This is a genomic window from Leuconostoc miyukkimchii (assembly GCF_019656055.1).
GTDB classification, from domain to species: domain Bacteria; phylum Bacillota; class Bacilli; order Lactobacillales; family Lactobacillaceae; genus Leuconostoc; species Leuconostoc miyukkimchii.
On the sequence record NZ_BPKY01000003.1, the window covers coordinates 133,231 to 152,051 of the forward strand.

The window sequence follows — 18,821 nt, forward strand, 5'->3', positions numbered from 1 at the left end:
AACTCGCCTCTAATTCATATAAAATATACCAGCAACAGCTACAATGGCAGATAAAATCCAAAACAACGTACCAATTTGCCATTCACTCCAGCCAAATTTTTCAAATGAATGATGTATCGGAGCCATTGGAAATATACGTTTATGCCAAAAATGATAACCAACTGTTTGAATAATGACTGATAGCGTTTCAATGACAAAAATTAATCCGAACCACAATAATGAAAAAGGTACACCAAGTAAAATAGATTCAATTGCCAAACCAGCACCCAAAGCTAATGACCCAGTATCCCCCATAAATATCTTTGCTTTAGGTTTATTAAAAATTAGGAAGCCTATCAACGCACCAATAACCGAGAAATTAAAAATAACTAACGTTTGGTTATGCATATTCATGGCTAATACTGTATATGCTGAATAAACAATGATACTTATTCCAGCCAACAGACCATCCAAACCATCGGTTAAATTCGTAGCATTAGACCAACCAACAAGCCAAAACCATAAGAAAATAAAGTAGAAAATACCAAGATTAAAAGTACCAAACATCGGAATATAGAGTGTAAACGGGACGTGTCCTAGCCACATAATTATCATAATTAGTGCTGCACTCATTGTTTGTGCTACAAGCTTTGGCTTGAAAGCAAAGCCATCATCTGCATGATTAATTAATTTTAATGTATCGTCAATGCCACCAATGAGTGCATAAGCTAAGAATGCAACGACTGGCAGGCCGACTGCCATAATACCCTGCCAACCATTATAAACGCCACCACCAATTAATGCACTCAACGATGCAGCTACAACAAAAAGTGCGCCACCCATGCTTGGTGTACCGGACTTTGACTGATGATCTGGGCCCAACTTACGAATAACAGCTTGTTCTTTAGATTGTTTTAAAAACTTAATCAAAAATGGCATGAAAATAACCGTTACAATCATAGCCCGAGCTAAGGCCCATAAATTTTCAGACATGTTTTTTACCTACTTCTTCTCTTTTAATGTGATGCCTACAGGCGTATTTTTAACTACCAACTGATCTTTAGCAACCGTCTGTCCAGATATAAATCCAGATCCTGACCATGTTAATTTAAAACCGACCTCTTTAGCAACAGATTGCGCATCTGTTAAACTCCAACCTGTCATGTCAGGCAAATGAGTGTTACCTTTAGCTTTTATAATTATAAGTTGGTTTGTTAATGACTTTTGATCAGGTAACAGTGATTGACTACTTATTTTTCCAGTTGAACCAATAACTGCAGTTCTAAATCCAGCTTTAGCCAATACTTGCGTAGCATCTTTTATTGATTTTCCAACCACATTTGGTACAGTTTGTTTCGTTGTTTTAGATTTTACAGCACTATCACTATTATTTAAAGCTTGGAGCATCAACGGCTGAAATACTTTATTCATAGTTGTCTGAATTGTTGGATCTGGAAATACCTTGGGTTGTTTGACCGCCATATAAAAAATATATTTTGGATTTTTCTCTGGTGCTAAAACCATCACAGAATGGATTGCATTGTTTAAACCTTGTAAATATTGTCCCTTCTCAGATACTTGAGCAGTTCCAGTTTTAGCCGCAATTTGATATCCAAATGGACGCAAATCAAATTCTTTGGCAGTACCGGTTTCTTGATTAACAACATCAATCATATCTTTTCTAACTTGCTGAGCTGTACTTGCTTTGATAGGTCGTGCAACATTTTCTGTTTTTCCTTGCTGAACAATTGCACCATTTGCAGGATTAACTACTTTATCAACGAAATACGGTTTAACTTCACGTCCGTCATTAGCAATAGCTGAAAATGCTTGAATCATTTGCAATGGTGTGACACTAATTCCCTGGCCATACGCCGTATTAGCTTGATCAATAGGATAATTAAACGATATAATTCCAGGTTCTTCTTCGTTCAACCCAGAATTAGTAGATTGTAAGAAACCAAATTTTTCTAAGTATTTACGCCAAGTTGCCGAACCCATTTGCTGTTCCGTTCGTGCAAAAGCAACGTTTGATGAACGCCAAAATCCTTCTCGATAGGTCAACATACCTTGATCTTGACCAAAAGCATCGACAACTTTTTTACCGTCTATTAGTAACGTACCAGATTGATAGGTATCCTCTGGGTGCCAGTTACCAGTATCAATGGCGGCAGCCAAGGTAATGCCCTTCATTGTTGAACCAGGCTCAAACGCACCTTGAGATAATAGATTTGACCATATTTCTGGATTAATTGGCTTGCTATTTGGATTAAAATTGGGACGTTGTGTAGCTGCAACAATTCGTCCAGTTTTAGCTTCCATCAGAACACCAACAGTGGCCTTGGCCTGTGTTGATTTAAACAAAGTATCCATTCGAGTTTCAAGAGTGTTTTGAAGCGAATCATCTAGGGTCAGATAGACATCATTACCATTTTCAACAGTTGTACTGTCTTGTATATTTTCTACCTGACCATCATATTTTTTAATGCCATCCTTTCCCGCCAACGTTTTGTTCTCAGATGCTTCTATTCCCATGAAACCAACTTGTTTAGATTGCCCAGTTTTTTGATCATCATCTGTTGTCATGGCACCTATTAGATGTGACGCCATACTATCATTGGGATATACACGTGAAGGACGTGGCGTAAAATTGATACCAGGTAAATCTAACGCTCTTATTTTTTTATATTGATCAATACTCAGATTTCTACTGGCTTGAGTTTTTTTAGAGATGAACTCAACTTGATAAGCCTTTGTCTCTAAACGGTCTAGTATTTCTTTTTGATCCATGTTGATTACTTTACTGAGTTTTTCAGCAGTTAATTCTTTATCAATTACGTGACCTGAACCATTAATATATTTACCGGTTTTAGTATCCTTCACACGTGCTACTTTTTTATCCAACACAGCATACATGTCGTAAACCGTCGTATTATCTGCTAAGACTTGTCCATTGGCATCATAAATTTTACCGCGACTTGCCGGGACAATTTGATTGGCCATAAATGCACGACGCGTTGCATCATTTAAATTATGGCCATCAACAGAACCACTGGCGATAATAAAAAGACGCACCCCAAGTCCTAAAGTCACAAGCACAATTGCGCCTAACAATATCACGCCAAATATTTTGGCGTTTTTTGTGACTTTTTTATTTGGTATCCGTCTCACTATATTTTTCATAATTATTGGTTAATATTTCTAACATTGTTATCCGACAATGTCATATTATATTTTTTTGCAACCTCATCTAGATTTTTTTTACTTGTCTTGCTTTGGATGTCACTCCGTAAAGCATTGTTTGCCTCTTTTGTCGTCTCTGTTTCTGATTGCATAGTTGCCATATCTGATCGTGCAGCATTCGTTTGCATACTAGAAAACACTACACCAATCATTAATACCATAATGACAACCGAAACAAAGGTCACCATCAGTTGTTCTTTTCTAGTCCAACGTGCGGCCTTATATTTAATACGTGTTTTCGGCTGCGTTAACGGTAATGCTTCAGCTGCCGTTGAATAATGATATACGTTTTGTGCCATGACTAAAGCTCCTAATAATTTTTGCGTTCAATACCACGTAACTTAGCAGACTGAGACCTATGATTATGTATCATTTCATTTTCACTTGGCAAAATGGGTTTGCGTGTGAGTAAAGTATAATCTGCTTCAAATTGTCCTGGCAGCACCGGTAAACCGACTGGTAAATCTGGTGTTGTAGCACGTTCACGAAACATCTGCTTAACTAATCGGTCCTCAAGTGATTGAAATGTAATTGCACTAATTCGACCATTTGGTGCAAGCAAATCAAGCGCCTGTGTTAAAGAATCCTCTAATGCTTTTAATTCATCGTTGACAGCTATACGTAACGCTTGAAATGTTCTTTTGGCTGGGTGTCCGCCCTTGCGACGTGCTGGTGCTGGAATTGCCTCTTTTATGATGTCAACCAATTCAAATGTTGTGTTAATCGGAGCGTTCTCACGATGCTGTTCAATTTTACGTGCAATTTGTTTTGGAAATCTGTCTTCTCCATATCGGCTTAATATACGTAAAAGATCATTAAACGGCCATTCATTAACAATTGTTTTGGCTGTCAACGTTTGACGTTGATCCATTCGCATATCAAGATCAGCATCATAATTATAGCTAAAACCACGCTGCCCATCATCAAATTGTACAGAGCTCACACCTAAATCATAAACAATTCCGTCAACTTGAGTGATGCCACGCTCTTCTAAAGCCGCTGTTAACGTTCGAAAATTTTGATGAATCAAAACGAGCTTACCAGCTGTAATTTCATCAGCATATTGTTCCTGATTATATTGTATTGCCGTGTCATCTTGATCAAAACTAAACAGTGTGCCTGTCGTTAACTGTTTAAGAATTTCACCAGTATGACCACCCCCGCCTAAAGTTGCATCAACGTAATTACCATCATGTTTTATTTTAAGTAATTCAATTGCTTCTTTTAAGAGTACTGTGACATGTTCAAATTCAGTCATGAAATTTTATCCTTTTAACTAGAAGTCGAAATCAACTAGTCCCTCTGCAATATCATCAAAATCGTTAGCTGTGGCAAGTGTGTAATCATGCCAATTTTCTGAACTCCAAATTTCAAATGAATCACCAGATCCAGTTACGGTTACACTTTTTTCCAACCCAGCATAGTCTTTTAAATTAGAAGGTATGATAATTCGGCCTTGCTTATCAATTTCTGCTTCCATCGCACCTGCCAGAACAAACCGTTTAAACTGTCGTGCTTCTTTTTTACCCAAAGGTAATTGATTGAGTTGTTCTTCTAATTTTTCCCAAACAGATATTGGCATAGCACGTAATGCATGTTCCATCCAACGCGTTACAATAAATTTATCACCTAATTGATTACGAAATTTTGCAGGAATAATAAGTCGCCCTTTTGCATCGAGCGTATGTGAATATTCGCCCATAAACATAGGGACCACCTCCATTAAAAATTCTATACTACTAATTTACCACATTTCTCCACTTCCCTCCACTCAATTATCAATTTGTCACAATTTAGTAAATTTTAATACATATAAAAAGACTGCTTCCCATCTAGAAAACAGTCTTTTTATATGTATTAAAATGAGTGGTAGAGTAACCCAAAAATTGTCACACTGATCAGTAACACGATACTAAGCAAGCCACTCCATTGCCAATACTTGTGCCAAAATGCTCGCCAATGCCACTTGTTATGAAGTAAAAACCATGATAAAATAATTCCCACAAAACACCACGCTAGCAATAGCCAGAAAATCCAACTTACACCAAATCTGTAACCCATGGTAAAATGTAATATCAGCCAAAGTGGTACCACAATAATATCTAACGTACTAATTTTATATTCACCAAAACGTGTCCATCTATTTAAACCCAAAACGAACAAAACAATAATTACGGCACCTATTGGCCAGAACCACCATTGCATAACTTTACCTCATTTATACCTATCTGTCTTAATAAGATTACCCGACCTCAGCGAAAAAGGCAAGATTAAAAGTATTGAAGTGGTAATTTCAATTGCGCACATTATCATAATAAGTTGCCCATGGACTACTTATTATGATACACTATTTTTTAATGACAAAATGAGGTGTATCATGACAGATGAACAAAAATTACGGCCTTCTAATACCAAACTACAGGCAGAAATTGACGCAAAATTAGCGCAACATCGTATGCCAAAATCTAAGAAAAAGCCACGTACTCGAATTGAAAAGATGACGCTAGTGATGTCTTGGGTCATGGTTGTTTTAATGGTTGGTAGTGTTTTCTACGCTGCAGTTAGCGCGTTAGGTTGGATGTAATTAATTTATACTATTAAAAAATAACACCCCCGTGAGTAATTGTTCACGGGGGTGTTATTTTTTAATCTAACAATATTTAACTATTCCACAGCAATCAAGAATGGATATAATGGTTGTTTACCATTATGAATTTCAATCTCTAATTCGTCATCCAATGCTAAAATAGCTTCTTCAAGTTTTTTAGCATCTTTTTCCTTGGCGTTCTCACCAAATATAATTGTCACGATTTCAGATTCATCATCAATCATTTTAGATACAGATTGCGTTGCGGCATCCAATAAACGCTTGGCCACCACTTCAATACCAGAATCCAAAATACCCATCCAGTCACCGTGTTTAATTTCTATATCATTTAGAGTCGTATCTCTCACTGCTTGTGTAATTTGAGCAGATTTGACATCTGCCATCATCGATGACATATCATCAGCAATGTTTGACAAATCTGCTTCTGGATTATATCCCATCATCGCTGTCAAACCTTGTTGAATGGTACGTGATTTAACAACACGTACTGGTATATCAACTAACTCAGCTGCCTGCTCAGCTGCCATAAAAATATTTGAATTGTTAGGTAAAATAATAGCCTGCTTAGCACCTGTAGCTTGTATGGCATCTACTATGTCAGATGTGGCAGGATTCATTGTTTGTCCCCCAGAAATAACTGTATGGACACCTAAACTTTTGAATAACTCGGCAATTCCTTCACCTGCAGCAATAGTAATCACTGCAGTATCAGAAGCAGGTAACGTTGCAGCAGCCAACTTAGACAACTGTACTTCTTCTGTCCGCTGTTTATCAATCACAGCTTGTTGCTGATCTCTCATGTTGTCAACTTTAACTTTTACTAAGGAACCAAAATGCGTGCCCCAACTAATAACTTCGCCGGGGTTTTCTGTATGAACATGAACCTTTACAATTTCATCGTCATTAATGACAAGTAACGAATCACCTAACTTTGCTAAATGATCGTAAAAGGCTTCATAATCAAACTCATGATCATAAGTCGTGCCTTTTGCAATTTGCACCATAATTTCCGTGCAATACCCATATTCAATGTCACTAGGATTCAATGTACTGTTAGCTTGTGCACCAGCATGTAGTTCTTTTACCATTTGATCTAATTCAGCGTTATCAGGTGTTTTAAGATCTTCTTCGCTAAAGTCGCCACTCAACACCTGATAAAAGGCTTTTAAAACGAAGACAAGCCCTTGACCACCAGAATCCACTACACCCACTTGCTTTAGTACTGGCAATAGATCAGGCGTTGAATCTAAAGCAATTTGAGCTGACTCAGTTACAGCAGACATCAGTTCAATTAGATCATCTGTCTCGTCTGCAACTTTATTGGCCCTTGAGGCCGCTTCACGAATAACAGTTAAAATTGTTCCCTCTGTTGGTTTCATAACAGACTTATAGGCAACTTGAGCACCCGACATCAATGCGTCAGCCAAATCACGCGCTGATAATGTTTCTTTACCTACTACTGAATTAGAAAAACCACGGAAAATTTGTGATAAGATAACACCAGAGTTTCCACGTGCTCCCATCAATAGACCCTTAGAGGTTGCTTTGGCTAATGTTCCAATATCTGTTTCCAACGCATCACGTTCATACTGAGCACCACTTGCCATAGACAAACTCATATTAGTTCCGGTATCACCATCTGGTACAGGAAAAACATTTAATTTATTAATTGTATCCGCGTTTGCGGCTAACGCTGCTGCTGCTGCGTTAATCATCTTACCAAATTCAACATTGGTAATTGTCGTAATCTTAGTCATGATACTCCTAGTCCGTAACGCGAACACCTTGAACAATCACATTAACTTCCGTTGCGTGAATGCCGAGCAATGCGTCGAGATTATATCTTACTTTGCCTTGAACTGATTTAGAAATTTCTGATAATTTTGTACCGTATTGCGCAACTAAATAAACATCTACACTCACACCATTTTCTTCTTGATGAATGACAACACCCTTGGCATAATTCTCACGATTCAAAATTTGATTCATACCATCCCGAAACGTTGCCTTAGAAGCCATACCTACAACACCTGGATTTTCAATGGCAGAACCACCAACAATTATTGCGATAACATCATTTTCGATTGTAATGTCACCATTTCTAGTTTTAATTTTAATTGCCATAATGTTTAAAACACTAACCAAGATAAAATCCAAATTCAAATATGATTACTCGAAAACAACCATACTCGCTTTGCTCTTAACTATATATTTGAGAGCTACTTAAGTTAATGCATTTCCTCCTTGAAAGGTTTACTAGTATTATTTTAACATATTTCACAACTAAACGTATTTGGGCAACTGGCCCAATTTGATATAAAAAAACCACCAAAGTGGTGGTCAACTTATGTTAGTTGTACGAGATACGTTATTCTAATACAACTCTAAACGTATTACTCGTTTATACGCGCTCGATAGTACCAGTTTTTAATCCAGACTTCAAAGTACGCGCTGATAAGTAAACTTTCTTTGCGGGCGCACCATTAATTTTAACAGTCACCTTTTGCAAGTTTGGCTTCCAGCTACGACGACTTGAGTTCAACGCGTGTGAACGTTGGTTACCAAAACGTGTGCGTGCGCCTGTAATAGCATCTTTTGCCATGTTCGACCCTCCTTTTCGAGCCAATATTTTAAAAAAGCTCTTTCTACAACATTAGTAAATTTTACCAGATTAACGGCACTTTAGCAAGTTAATTTGTATATTTTGCCAAAACATTTGCCAATTGGTCTTTTGTGTGGAAACCTGTTAGTCTCTCCACAATCTCGCCATCCTTTTGAACAAGCAATGTTGGGATAGCACGAATACTAAATTTTGCTGGCGTCTCAGGATTAGCGTCCACGTCCATTTTCACAAATTCAACATTATCCACTTCTTCAGATAAAGCTTCTAACACTGGAGATTGCATGCGACAAGGACCACACCATGTCGCCCAAAAATCAGTAATAGAAACGCCAATAGATGTTTCCTTTTCGAATGTTGCATCTTCTACTGCTTTTACTGTCATAATTAATCCTCCTATAATATCACAATACTTTATTATTTCAACGTCATCACGCTATAATTTGTCTCTTGTTTGCGTGACCATTATAATACCTGTATCAAAACTCACATGCACTGTGTCGCCAATAAATTCATTTGATGACCACATCTTATAAACATTATCTGACAATTCCAGCCGATACTTGGCATCAATTATTTTAAAGTTTGAAACTGCATTTAATGGCATAAAACCCAAATACTTTGTTTCTTGATTTTTGTGTATCGCTTTCAATCCAGGTGTCAAATAACTAACATTATTGACATTATCAATAATTTTTGTTTTTTCAACAATATTTTTGAAAGTTGGGTCTGCTAATAACCATAAATTACTTAACAAGTGATCTAAACGACCACCAGTTGCACCAAATATATTAATCTGATCGGGATTTTGATTTTGTGCATATAGTAATGCAAGCTCTGTATCCGTCTCGTCTTTTTCAGCCTTTACATGGGTAATCTCATTTGTTTTAAGATGGGACTTCAATATTTCCAATTCGTCTACAGTCAAGGAATCAAAGTCACCTACCGCCATAATCATAGGCACATCATGTTTGTAGAGGCGCCAGGCGCCCCTATCAGCACCAATCCAAAGACCAGGCCTATCAAATATATTATTTGGCCACAATGTTGTTGCCCCACCAGCTAAAATGTTAATTATCATTACTTCGTCAGATCTTTCAATATAGCAATTTTAGCAGCTGGATCTACCTTGTCATAGACATATGAACCTGCGACAAAGACATTTGCGCCAGCTTCATAGGCAGCCGTGACTGTTTCATTATTCACGCCACCATCAATTTCGATATCAAAATCATAACCCAACTCATCACGAATAGCTTTGAGCTGTGCAATTTTTTCAACCGTAGATGGTAAAAACTTTTGACCACCAAATCCTGGATTGACAGTCATAACAAGCACTTGATCAACCATATCTAAAACAGATTCAATTGCCAAAACAGGTGTTCCTGGATTGATAACAACTTCAGCTTTAACACCCTTATTTTTAATCATTTGTAGTGCACGATGAATGTGTGGCGTTGCTTCAACATGAACACCAATAATATCTGCGCCTGCATCTGCAAACTCATCAACAATCTTTTCTGGATTAATAACCATCAAATGTACATCCAAAGTCAAATTCGTCTCTGGACGTAATTGTTTAACCCAATTTGGACCGTAAGAAATTGATGGTACAAAACTACCATCCATCACATCAATGTGCAAATATTCAGCCCCAGCTGCTTCAACAAGCTTAACATCCCGCTCTAAGTTAGTATAATCCGCACTTAATATTGATGGTGCAATAATTCCTGACATGTTGATTTTCCTTCTTCCTAAATGTTTCGATTATCTGTACTATATCTTGGCTTTTGCGACTTAATTAAATCGTAGAACGCCTTATAACTATTATACCTTGATTGTGAAATAGCGCCAGAGATTATGCTCGCTTTGATGGCACAGCCAGGTTCATTAAGATGAAGGCATCCTCGGAATCGACAATCTTGACGCACAGTTACAAATTCAGGGAAGTAATCATCTAAGTCTTCTGCTGCAAAGTCAAATACCTCATACGATGAGAATCCAGGTGTATCTGCAATCAAAGCATCATCGACATGAATAAGCGTCACTTGGCGTGTTGTATGTTTTCCACGACTTAGCGCTTTTGAGACTACACCAGTTTCGAGTCCGAGTTTTGGTGATAATTGATTTAAAAGCGTTGATTTTCCAGCACCAGTTTGTCCCATAAATACAGCCACTTTTTTATTCAAAGCAACTCGCAATTGAGATAGATTTTCCTGGGGATTTTCTAAAGATGGTAATATCGCAGTGTAACCAATTTTCATATAACGTGCGACTATTTCTTCAGCCTCAGATCTTTCCGCTGCTGTTAATAAATCGGATTTGGTAAAGTAAATTAGTGGTTTCACGTAAGCAGCTTCCAAAGCCACTAATTGTCTATCTAATAGGTTTGGCGCAAAGTCTGGTTCCTTAAGCGCAGTTACAATCACTGCAATATCAATATTTGCAATTGGCGGACGTACAAGCGAATTATCTCTAGGATGGATTTTCCAGATTAATCCTTCATCATTTTCACTCTCAAAATCAACAAAATCACCGACAATTGGTTTTTGACCAGATTTACGGAATTCTCCCCGAGCACGTGTTCGTTGTACATCACCATTTTCAATTTGTATATCATAGTAGCCACTCAGTGAGCGAATAATGCGTCCTGTTTTCATATTCTTATTGTAACAAAAAAGCCGATTATAATCGACTTTTACTTTTATATGTTTAGTTTCTGCCTCGGCTACTTGATGAGTTATTTTCGGAGCTAGTTGCCGAGCTACTACTTGTAGTAGAGCTACTATTTTTTGATGACGCGTCACTAGACGAACTATCATCATCATCGTCATCTGATGATGAACTAGATGATTCCTGTGGTCCTTGAGAAATAGTCACAAGCAGCACCATGTCTTTTGTAATGCTTGAACCCCCACGAATAGATTGACTAATAACATGATCTTTTTTAGTGTTGCCATCGTATTGTGTATTGAAATTTACAACAATATCATGTGAGCTCGCCCAGCTTTGAACTTCTTCTTGTGTGCCTTTGCCAGTAAAATCGGGCACGCTAATCCGTAATGCACCTGTAGATACGGTAAATTCGACTGTCGTTGACGTGGGATCCACTTTACCATTAGCATCAAGTGATTGTCCAATTATTTTACCTTCTGATACACTATCTGACGGACTATCTTGCTTAGTCACACTATAACCCTGTGCTCTAAGCTGCGCAGCTGTCACATCATAATCAGAGCCGACATAATCACCAAATCTCACTTTCTCTCGTCCAGAAGAAATAATTAAGTTAATTATATCCCCCTTTTTCACTTCCACACCACTTTTGCTTATTGAACGGACAACATTGCCTTTTGCAATAGTTTTAGAAGGTGTTGAGCTGACTGTACCAATGGCTAAGCCGGATTTTTTAATCCTAGCAGTTGCTTGATTTTGCGTCAAGTTAATCACATCCGGCACAATTACTTTACTTGATTGATAATTCAAAAAAACAATAACTGCAGTAGCGACAAGAATAAGGCTTAACATTACCCATGGCCATTTAGATGCTTTACGAAATTTTATACCGTTTTCACGTAGAACATTGCGCACATATTTGGGCGTACGGTCTACCTTATGTGCAATATCTTTAATAGCATAGCCTTTTTTACCGTGAGCTATAATGACGTCTTGAACTGATGGTTCTTCAGGTGTGTCATTTGGGAAAAGGTTATCCGACGAAACACCTGTTTTTAGCTGATCTTGAATTTGAGCCATTGGAATGATTCGTGTCTCGTCTATTGTGTCAGACATTGGCGCAAAACGTGTATCATCAGATCGACGAGGTGATAATGCTGTTTGCAAATCTTCAGACATTGCTGCAGCACTGTAATAGCGATCCTGAGGTCGCTTAGCAGTTGATTTTAAAATAACATTTTCTAAGGCTTGTGGAATACGGGGATCAAAATCACGAACAGATGGCATGTCTGCTGTTGTATGTTTCATCGCCACTGCAACAGGTGTATCTCCCTCGTACGGTACCTGTTTTGTCAACATTTCATAGAGCATCACCCCCAGAGCATATATGTCTGATTTCGCCGAAGCAAAACCGCCACGTGTCTGTTCTGGTGATAAATAGTGGACAGAACCAATGACAGTATTTGTCTGAGTCATATCCTGAACTGACTTCGCAATTGCTATACCGAAATCAGTTATCTTGACCTGTCCATCTTCATTGATTAAAATATTTTGTGGCTTTAAGTCACGATGAATAATATCTGCATCATGGGCTGCTTGAACCGCACTTAAAACTTGTAACATAATATCAACAACCTGTTGATAAGGAATTGGAAAATGGTCAGCAATGTAAGACTTCAAGTCTGTCCCTGCCACATACTCCATCACTAAATACTGCGTACCCTCATATTCACCAGTATCATATACTTGGACAATATTGTCATGAACTAACTCTGTTGCAGAAATAGCCTCACGCTTAAATCGTTTCGCTAAATCCACATCATTTTTCATATCTAATCGCATTATTTTGAAGGTAACATCACGATTCAAAAATTCATCATGCGCCAAATAAACATTGGCCATGCCACCCCCGCCAAGCGATTTGATAATTTTATAACGATTGTCTATCACTGTATCTGGTAACATAATTATTTTGTGTCCTCTTCGTTGTTGCGACTCACCAAAAGCGCCGTTACGTTATCTGGTGCACCGTTATCATTAGCGGACTGAATCAATTCGCACGCACGCAAATTCAAAGGTGTTTTTTCTCTCATAATTTGTTTTATTGTTGCTTCATCTAATACTTTCGTAATACCATCAGAAGTTAGCAGCAACATATCATTTTCAACAAAAACATGTTGACTAATTTCAATTTCTGCGTGATTATCCACACCCAAAAAACGTGTAACGCTATTTGCATTGGGTACATTTTCTGCTTTTTCTTTACTAACAGTTCCAGTTCGTATAAGCTCATTTTTAAGATTATGATCAAACGATATTTGCTCTAGATTGTTATGATGTAATAAAAATGCCTTAGAGTCACCCAAATTGCCAATAACAACTTGTTCATCAAACAAAACAGCTAAAACTAATGTTGTAGCCATTGTCTTCAAGTCATTAAATCGTTGTCCTGCTTCAATCATGATACTATTTTCAGCAGATGTTGTCTTTTTTAGCCATAATATTGCTGACTTGATTGTCTCAATATCATTTTCTTCCCAAGCATGGCCAAAATGTTCCACAGCCATAGCGCTGGCAACTTCGCCACCTTCAGTTGAAGTTACACCATCGGCTACAACAACCATCACGATTTTTTGTTGATTTGTAAAAGCGCCAACATAGTCTTGATTTTCATCACGTTTAACGCCTGGATCAGTATGAAATGCTATCTGCATAGGATTATTTATCTTTTACCAACCTCAGTCACAGTTTTTGTATCATACTATGAATGAGATTATTCCGTTTACGTTATTTTAACTACAAATTGTATACGCTACTACTTTTTTTGAAATGTTGCCACAAAGAAACCATCAGTATGATAATCATTTGGATATATATGAAGTATATCTTCTTCGCGATCTATTTTCAATTTTTGCGACGTTTGTGTTGGAATTGTTTCAAATTCTGGATGCTTCTTCAGAAATTTTTTAACAACATCGTCATTTTCTTGTTGCAAAATTGTGCAAGTACTGTAAACAAGTATGCCGTTATCAGCAATATTTTGACTCACAGCATCTAATAACTCAAATTGAATTTCTGCTAGTTTTTCAACATCTGCTAGGGTTTTATCATAACGTATTTCCGGCTTTCGTCGTAATAAACCAAACCCAGAACAAGGTGCATCAACTAGAATACGATCAAACTTTGTATCAATTTCACTTGGTACTTTACGGGCATCCAATACACGTGCTTGAATTTTTTCTGAAACATGCATACGCTCAGCATTACTTTTAATTAGTTTAATTTTATGCTCATGTACATCTAATGCCGTAATTTTCGCATCATTAGAAATGTATTGTGCTATTTGTATCGTTTTACCACCTGGTGCAGCAGCCGCATCTAATACCGTTTTAACTTCATCTGTTAAATACATACTCTCAACTGGCAACATTGCACTTTCATCTTGCAATGTTAGTAAGCCATCATGGTAAGCTTTTGAACTGGCAACATGTCCACCAGAAACAATAAAGGCATGTTCAGCTACGTCAGATTTGGTGACCTTAAAGTTTTCTTTTTCAAGTGCTGAGACAACTTCTTGATCAGTTGTCAAGACAGTATTAACCCGAATAGATTGCATTGGTGCATCATTTATACTACTAATAATCTGCCGTGTTGTAGCTTCACCATTTTGTTTCACAAGCTCTTCAATTAACCAAACTGGCAAGCTAGCTTCAATAGATAGACGTTGAATAGGATCTGTAATTTCAGTAATATCTCGCAAACCTTGGCGAGCAATGCGATGCAAAATTGCCGTCACATATTTTCCAGTACCAACATGCCCTAATAACTTAGCTGCCTCAATTGATTCATTAAAAATAGCATGTTCTGGTATTTTGTCTAGAAACTTTAACTGAAATAAGGATGTATACAAAAGTTCGCGAACCCAAACATCAATTTTTTTATCACCAATAAATGGTGCTAGCCAATATTCAAAAGTCATACGATGTTGAATAACACCATACACAAGAGTTGTTAATAAGCGTTTGTCAGCTTCTCCTAATTGGTGTTGTTTAATAACTTGATTTAATTGTAAATTAGAATATGCACCGTTTTTGATTTTGGCTAAAGTTTGTACTGCTAGTACGCGTGGATTATCACTATAAACACGTTTGTCACTCATTAATTGGCTCCTCTGCCCATAAATTTCCTGTTTGTAACTGGCTACCAACACCGTTTAAATAGGCGACAATCGTCATCTCAGATTTACCAGCTGGTTGTAGTTTATCAATGCTAACTACGGTATGATTATTTGCTGCTATTTTTAACTGCTTTTTTGTTTTTTCAACAATATATCCACCAGGTAACTGTGTGTTTTCATCTAGAGGTGTTACCTTTGTTAATTTAATTCTTTGGCCACTGACCTGAACATATGCAGGATGCGTTGGGAAAAGTCCGCGCACATGCCAATCAATTTGTTGTGCTGTTTCGTTTACAAAATCTAAATTTTGCATATGGTGTGGAATATTTGGAGAAAATGACACATCTTCAGCTTTTTGTTTAACAGGAGAAATATTTCCCGCAGCAATTTTAGGTAAAGTATCCATTAACAAATCTCGACCAGCTAAACTTAGTTTTTCAAACATCGTTCCGACATTATCTTGACTTGTAATTGGTACTTTTACCACATCAATAATATCTCCAGCATCCATTTGTTTGACCATATACATAATTGACACACCTGTTTCTTGATCCCCATTCATAATTGCATAATGAACCGGTGCACCGCCACGATACTTTGGTAACAATGACGCGTGTGTATTAACAGCTGCTATTTTAGCTGATTCTAACAATTTATCTGGTAAAAATTGACCAAAAGCTGCAGTTATAATAAAGTCCGGATTAATTGAGATGATTTGTTTCATTTCATCGGAACCACTAATTTTTTCAGGCTGTAGTACAGGTAAATTGTGCGCAAGTGCTGCTATTTTAACTGGACTTGGTGTTAACGTGTGTTTACGACCTTGAGGCCTATCTGGTTGAGTTACAACGGCTTTTACGTCATATTGATCATCAGAAATTAATGCTTCCAAAATGGGTACAGCAAATTTTGGGGTACCCATTAATACAACTGAATACGTCATAATGTTGCCTCTTTCTATTTCAAATACATATTATTTTATTTAAATTCTATTTTATATTATAAATTCCAACACTACTGTCGTTTAATCACTAAAAAATACTCGATCATACGAGTATTTCGCTCTTTTTATTATATCATAGAATAATGTCATACATTTGTCACATAAAAGAAATAGGCTCACGATCAATACTCAATTGTAACCCATTCTTTGTCCTCTGAGCACGATTTTGTAGTTCTACTAATAAAATATCTAATTCCTGACGTCTTTTAAATTTCAAAATAATTTGAAAATAATAACGATTACGCAATTTTGCAATTGGTTTTGGTGAGGGTCCCAGAATAATGACTTGATCACCAACACGTGAACGTAACCAACGCGCAACTTGAATCATTTGCCTAGCAGTTTCATTTTTTTCAGTGTGACTAGCCTGGATTTGTACCGTGTAGTAGTATGGTGCATAATTACCAGCGTGTCTCACTGCCATTTCTTGCTTATAAAATCCTTCATAATCATGATTTTTAGCATAAGCAATAGCATAATGCTGTGGATTAAATGTCTGAACTAATACTTCACCTGCTTTTTTAGCACGCCCTGCTCGACCACTCACTTGCGTTAATAATTGAAATGTTCGCTCACTTGCATGAAAATCTGGTAAACCTAGTGATGTATCAGCATTTAAAACACCTACAAGCGTGACATCTGGAAAATCAAGACCTTTTGCTATCATTTGCGTTCCAAGTAAAATATCTGCTTCGTGATTCCCAAATTTTTGCAGCATAGTATCCATGCTGCCTTTTTTCCGAGTTGTGTCTTGGTCCATGCGAATAACACGAGCTTCAGGCAACAAAGATTTAAGTTCTGTTTCAATTTTTTCAGTACCTGTGCCATAATAACGAATACGGTTAGAACCACATTGCCCGCAAATTTTAGGAATTGGTTCTTCGTGACCACAGTAATGACATTTCAATGTGTGTGAATCCATATGTAGCGTCATTGCTAGATTACAATTAGGATCACGAGGTACATAACCACAATCACGACACATAACAAAGCTAGAAAATCCTCGGCGATTTAACATCAGCACCGACTGTTCACCACGATCAAGACGTTCTTTTAACTTAATACGAAGTTGCTCAGAAAAATTAGTTTCAGGACCATCTGCCAGTGTTTCTTTCATATCAATGATCTCTACTGTCGGTAATTTAGCACCACCTGCACGTTGTGTTAATCGTAGTAGTTCATAAACACCACGTTGCGCACGCGCTCGGCTTTCTAAAGATGGCGTTGCTGAACCTAAAATGACTGGAATTTGATAATACTGGGCACGCCAAAGTGCAACATCACGCGCGTGATAACGTGGATTATCCGTTTGTTTATAAGTTGTTTCATGTTCTTCATCAACGATGATCAGTCCTATATTATCTAAAGGCGCAAAAACTGCTGATCTTGCCCCGACAACTATTTTGACATCCCCACGTTCAATACGACGCCATTCATCATAACGTTCACCATCTGACAATCCAGAATGTAAAACAGCTGTCTGTGCACCAAACCTTGATTTCACACGGCGCACCATTTGTGGAGTCAACGCAATTTCAGGCACTAAAAACAAAACAGTCTTTCCTTGATCGAAAACATGTTGCGCAGCTTGTAAATAGACCTCTGTTTTTCCTGAACCAGTAATTCCTTCTAATAGAAATGGCTGGTACTGACCTGCATCAGCACTTGCTAATATAAGATCAAGTGCATCTTGTTGCTCACTATTGAGTTGTAAAGCAGTCGTTGTTGGCATGTTAACCATTGCAAAAGGATCACGTAATTGTTCAACCTGTATTTTTTTTAACCACTTTTTATTCACACCTTGCCTCAGTGTGCTATCGCTGGTCTCAATTATCTCTTGAAGCTCTTTTTTTATCCAAATTTCACCCAAGTGCCCTAGAATAAATTTTAATAATTCAGCCTGTTTCTTCGCTGCTTTATTCAATTCTTGATAGTCATTTTCCAAAAATTCCATATCATCAGTGAATTGATAAGCTAATTGTGTCTTAATTTTTGCACGATTCAAAACGTTAATCGACATATCAATTTTATGATTACGTCGTAATTTAGTCAGCGTGGCAATGTCAGTAGGATCAATCTCTTGTGGGCGATAGGTTATCTCTTCTAAACCTTTAAAAATACGATAGCGTACATCATCGTTTACATCATCAATAATTTTTAAAATACGTTCATAGTTTGCTTTTAAAGCATTTGGTAACATTGTTTGCATCACAGAAATACGAAACGCAAAAGTTTCATCAGCAATATAATCTGATAAGCTCAATAACTCAGCATTTAAAACAGGTGTCATGTCCAATACATTTGTAATGCTGCGTAATTGTTCCGTGTCCACATCAGTTGTTGCCCTTAATCCCACCACAAAACCCATAACGTGTCGATGACCAAACGGTACATCAACACGCATACCTGGAACAACTGTATCTAGCATTGTCTCTGGCACAATGTAGGTATAGGGTTGATTTGTTTGCATTGTTGGGACATCAACAATGATTTGTGCATATTGTAGTTTCGTCAT

At 37.4% G+C, this 18,821-nt stretch carries 19 protein-coding genes; 1 reads left to right on the plus strand and 18 read right to left on the minus strand.

Going from position 1 to position 18,821, the window contains the following annotated elements; genetic code table 11:
• Positions 1-9 precede the first annotated feature (9 nt).
• From mraY to K5Q13_RS04005, 6 genes are all read right to left on the minus strand, one after another.
• The gene (gene mraY / locus K5Q13_RS03980; RefSeq protein ID WP_220740163.1) at positions 10-972 is read right to left on the minus strand and encodes a phospho-N-acetylmuramoyl-pentapeptide-transferase; all 963 of its coding nucleotides are present in this window, start codon (positions 970-972) and stop codon (positions 10-12) included.
• Positions 973-981: 9 nt separating this feature from the next.
• On the minus strand, positions 982-3,162 hold the full coding sequence (locus K5Q13_RS03985) for a PASTA domain-containing penicillin-binding protein (RefSeq protein ID WP_220740165.1): 2,181 nt from the start codon (positions 3,160-3,162) through the stop codon (positions 982-984).
• 2 nt (positions 3,163-3,164) lie between these two features.
• Positions 3,165-3,521 carry a cell division protein FtsL gene (ftsL, locus tag K5Q13_RS03990; protein WP_220740167.1) on the minus strand — a complete coding sequence of 119 codons (357 nt, stop codon included), beginning with the start codon at positions 3,519-3,521 and terminating at the stop codon, positions 3,165-3,167.
• An 11-nt stretch (positions 3,522-3,532) separates the two neighbouring features.
• The gene (gene rsmH / locus K5Q13_RS03995) at positions 3,533-4,480 is read right to left on the minus strand and encodes a 16S rRNA (cytosine(1402)-N(4))-methyltransferase RsmH (protein WP_220740169.1); all 948 of its coding nucleotides are present in this window, start codon (positions 4,478-4,480) and stop codon (positions 3,533-3,535) included.
• Positions 4,481-4,498: 18 nt separating this feature from the next.
• Complete coding sequence (gene mraZ / locus K5Q13_RS04000) at positions 4,499-4,930, minus strand: division/cell wall cluster transcriptional repressor MraZ (protein WP_220740171.1); 432 nt, start codon at positions 4,928-4,930, stop codon at positions 4,499-4,501.
• Positions 4,931-5,079: 149 nt separating this feature from the next.
• Positions 5,080-5,427: a DUF3397 domain-containing protein gene (locus tag K5Q13_RS04005; protein WP_220740173.1), complete on the minus strand. Its 348-nt coding sequence runs from the start codon at positions 5,425-5,427 to the stop codon at positions 5,080-5,082.
• 172 nt (positions 5,428-5,599) lie between these two features.
• Between K5Q13_RS04005 and K5Q13_RS04010 the strand changes: the two genes are divergently transcribed.
• Positions 5,600-5,806 (plus strand): DUF4044 domain-containing protein, encoded by a 207-nt coding sequence (locus tag K5Q13_RS04010; protein ID WP_220740175.1) that lies wholly within the window; start codon positions 5,600-5,602, stop codon positions 5,804-5,806.
• A gap of 80 nt (positions 5,807-5,886) precedes the next feature.
• Here the strand turns inward: K5Q13_RS04010 and fakA are convergent, their stop codons facing one another.
• The 12 genes from fakA to priA form a co-directional block, all read right to left on the minus strand.
• A complete protein-coding gene (gene fakA, locus K5Q13_RS04015; protein ID WP_220740177.1) occupies positions 5,887-7,587 on the minus strand; it encodes a DAK2 domain-containing protein in 1,701 nt (566 codons plus the stop codon).
• Between the two features lie 7 nt (positions 7,588-7,594).
• A complete protein-coding gene (locus K5Q13_RS04020) occupies positions 7,595-7,954 on the minus strand; it encodes an Asp23/Gls24 family envelope stress response protein (RefSeq protein ID WP_220740179.1) in 360 nt (119 codons plus the stop codon).
• Between the two features lie 277 nt (positions 7,955-8,231).
• Positions 8,232-8,432 carry a 50S ribosomal protein L28 gene (gene rpmB, locus K5Q13_RS04025; RefSeq protein WP_010017046.1) on the minus strand — a complete coding sequence of 67 codons (201 nt, stop codon included), beginning with the start codon at positions 8,430-8,432 and terminating at the stop codon, positions 8,232-8,234.
• Positions 8,433-8,520: 88 nt separating this feature from the next.
• Positions 8,521-8,835, minus strand: a complete 315-nt coding sequence (gene trxA / locus K5Q13_RS04030; protein WP_220740181.1) for a thioredoxin — start codon at positions 8,833-8,835, stop codon at positions 8,521-8,523.
• Between the two features lie 51 nt (positions 8,836-8,886).
• Positions 8,887-9,531 carry a thiamine diphosphokinase gene (locus tag K5Q13_RS04035; protein WP_220740184.1) on the minus strand — a complete coding sequence of 215 codons (645 nt, stop codon included), beginning with the start codon at positions 9,529-9,531 and terminating at the stop codon, positions 8,887-8,889.
• Positions 9,531-10,187: a ribulose-phosphate 3-epimerase gene (gene rpe, locus K5Q13_RS04040; protein WP_220740186.1), complete on the minus strand. Its 657-nt coding sequence runs from the start codon at positions 10,185-10,187 to the stop codon at positions 9,531-9,533. The genes K5Q13_RS04035 and rpe overlap by 1 nt, the downstream gene beginning before the upstream one ends.
• Before the next feature lie 17 nt (positions 10,188-10,204).
• Positions 10,205-11,110 (minus strand): ribosome small subunit-dependent GTPase A, encoded by a 906-nt coding sequence (gene rsgA, locus K5Q13_RS04045; RefSeq protein WP_220740188.1) that lies wholly within the window; start codon positions 11,108-11,110, stop codon positions 10,205-10,207.
• Between the two features lie 52 nt (positions 11,111-11,162).
• Positions 11,163-13,091 carry a Stk1 family PASTA domain-containing Ser/Thr kinase gene (gene pknB, locus K5Q13_RS04050; RefSeq protein WP_220740190.1) on the minus strand — a complete coding sequence of 643 codons (1,929 nt, stop codon included), beginning with the start codon at positions 13,089-13,091 and terminating at the stop codon, positions 11,163-11,165.
• A 2-nt stretch (positions 13,092-13,093) separates the two neighbouring features.
• Positions 13,094-13,840, minus strand: coding sequence for a protein phosphatase 2C domain-containing protein (locus K5Q13_RS04055; protein WP_220740192.1), 747 nt, complete (start codon positions 13,838-13,840; stop codon positions 13,094-13,096).
• A 101-nt stretch (positions 13,841-13,941) separates the two neighbouring features.
• The gene (gene rsmB / locus K5Q13_RS04060) at positions 13,942-15,285 is read right to left on the minus strand and encodes a 16S rRNA (cytosine(967)-C(5))-methyltransferase RsmB (RefSeq protein ID WP_220740195.1); all 1,344 of its coding nucleotides are present in this window, start codon (positions 15,283-15,285) and stop codon (positions 13,942-13,944) included.
• Entirely contained in the window at positions 15,278-16,246 is a 969-nt protein-coding gene (fmt, locus tag K5Q13_RS04065; protein WP_220740197.1) for a methionyl-tRNA formyltransferase, read from the minus strand. Before fmt ends, rsmB begins: the two co-directional genes overlap by 8 nt.
• A gap of 157 nt (positions 16,247-16,403) precedes the next feature.
• Positions 16,404-18,821: a primosomal protein N' gene (gene priA, locus K5Q13_RS04070; RefSeq protein WP_220740199.1), complete on the minus strand. Its 2,418-nt coding sequence runs from the start codon at positions 18,819-18,821 to the stop codon at positions 16,404-16,406.

Coding starts and splice junctions, on each gene's coding strand:
- mraY (WP_220740163.1), bottom strand. CDS start 972: ATGTCTGAAAATTTATGGGCCTTAGCTCGGGCTATGATTGTAACGGTT.
- K5Q13_RS03985 (WP_220740165.1), bottom strand. CDS start 3,162: ATGAAAAATATAGTGAGACGGATACCAAATAAAAAAGTCACAAAAAAC.
- ftsL (WP_220740167.1), bottom strand. CDS start 3,521: ATGGCACAAAACGTATATCATTATTCAACGGCAGCTGAAGCATTACCG.
- rsmH (WP_220740169.1), bottom strand. CDS start 4,480: ATGACTGAATTTGAACATGTCACAGTACTCTTAAAAGAAGCAATTGAA.
- mraZ (WP_220740171.1), bottom strand. CDS start 4,930: ATGTTTATGGGCGAATATTCACATACGCTCGATGCAAAAGGGCGACTT.
- K5Q13_RS04005 (WP_220740173.1), bottom strand. CDS start 5,427: ATGCAATGGTGGTTCTGGCCAATAGGTGCCGTAATTATTGTTTTGTTC.
- K5Q13_RS04010 (WP_220740175.1), top strand. CDS start 5,600: ATGACAGATGAACAAAAATTACGGCCTTCTAATACCAAACTACAGGCA.
- fakA (WP_220740177.1), bottom strand. CDS start 7,587: ATGACTAAGATTACGACAATTACCAATGTTGAATTTGGTAAGATGATT.
- K5Q13_RS04020 (WP_220740179.1), bottom strand. CDS start 7,954: ATGGCAATTAAAATTAAAACTAGAAATGGTGACATTACAATCGAAAAT.
- rpmB (WP_010017046.1), bottom strand. CDS start 8,432: ATGGCAAAAGATGCTATTACAGGCGCACGCACACGTTTTGGTAACCAA.
- trxA (WP_220740181.1), bottom strand. CDS start 8,835: ATGACAGTAAAAGCAGTAGAAGATGCAACATTCGAAAAGGAAACATCT.
- K5Q13_RS04035 (WP_220740184.1), bottom strand. CDS start 9,531: ATGATAATTAACATTTTAGCTGGTGGGGCAACAACATTGTGGCCAAAT.
- rpe (WP_220740186.1), bottom strand. CDS start 10,187: ATGTCAGGAATTATTGCACCATCAATATTAAGTGCGGATTATACTAAC.
- rsgA (WP_220740188.1), bottom strand. CDS start 11,110: ATGAAAACAGGACGCATTATTCGCTCACTGAGTGGCTACTATGATATA.
- pknB (WP_220740190.1), bottom strand. CDS start 13,091: ATGTTACCAGATACAGTGATAGACAATCGTTATAAAATTATCAAATCG.
- K5Q13_RS04055 (WP_220740192.1), bottom strand. CDS start 13,840: ATGCAGATAGCATTTCATACTGATCCAGGCGTTAAACGTGATGAAAAT.
- rsmB (WP_220740195.1), bottom strand. CDS start 15,285: ATGAGTGACAAACGTGTTTATAGTGATAATCCACGCGTACTAGCAGTA.
- fmt (WP_220740197.1), bottom strand. CDS start 16,246: ATGACGTATTCAGTTGTATTAATGGGTACCCCAAAATTTGCTGTACCC.
- priA (WP_220740199.1), bottom strand. CDS start 18,821: ATGACGAAACTACAATATGCACAAATCATTGTTGATGTCCCAACAATG.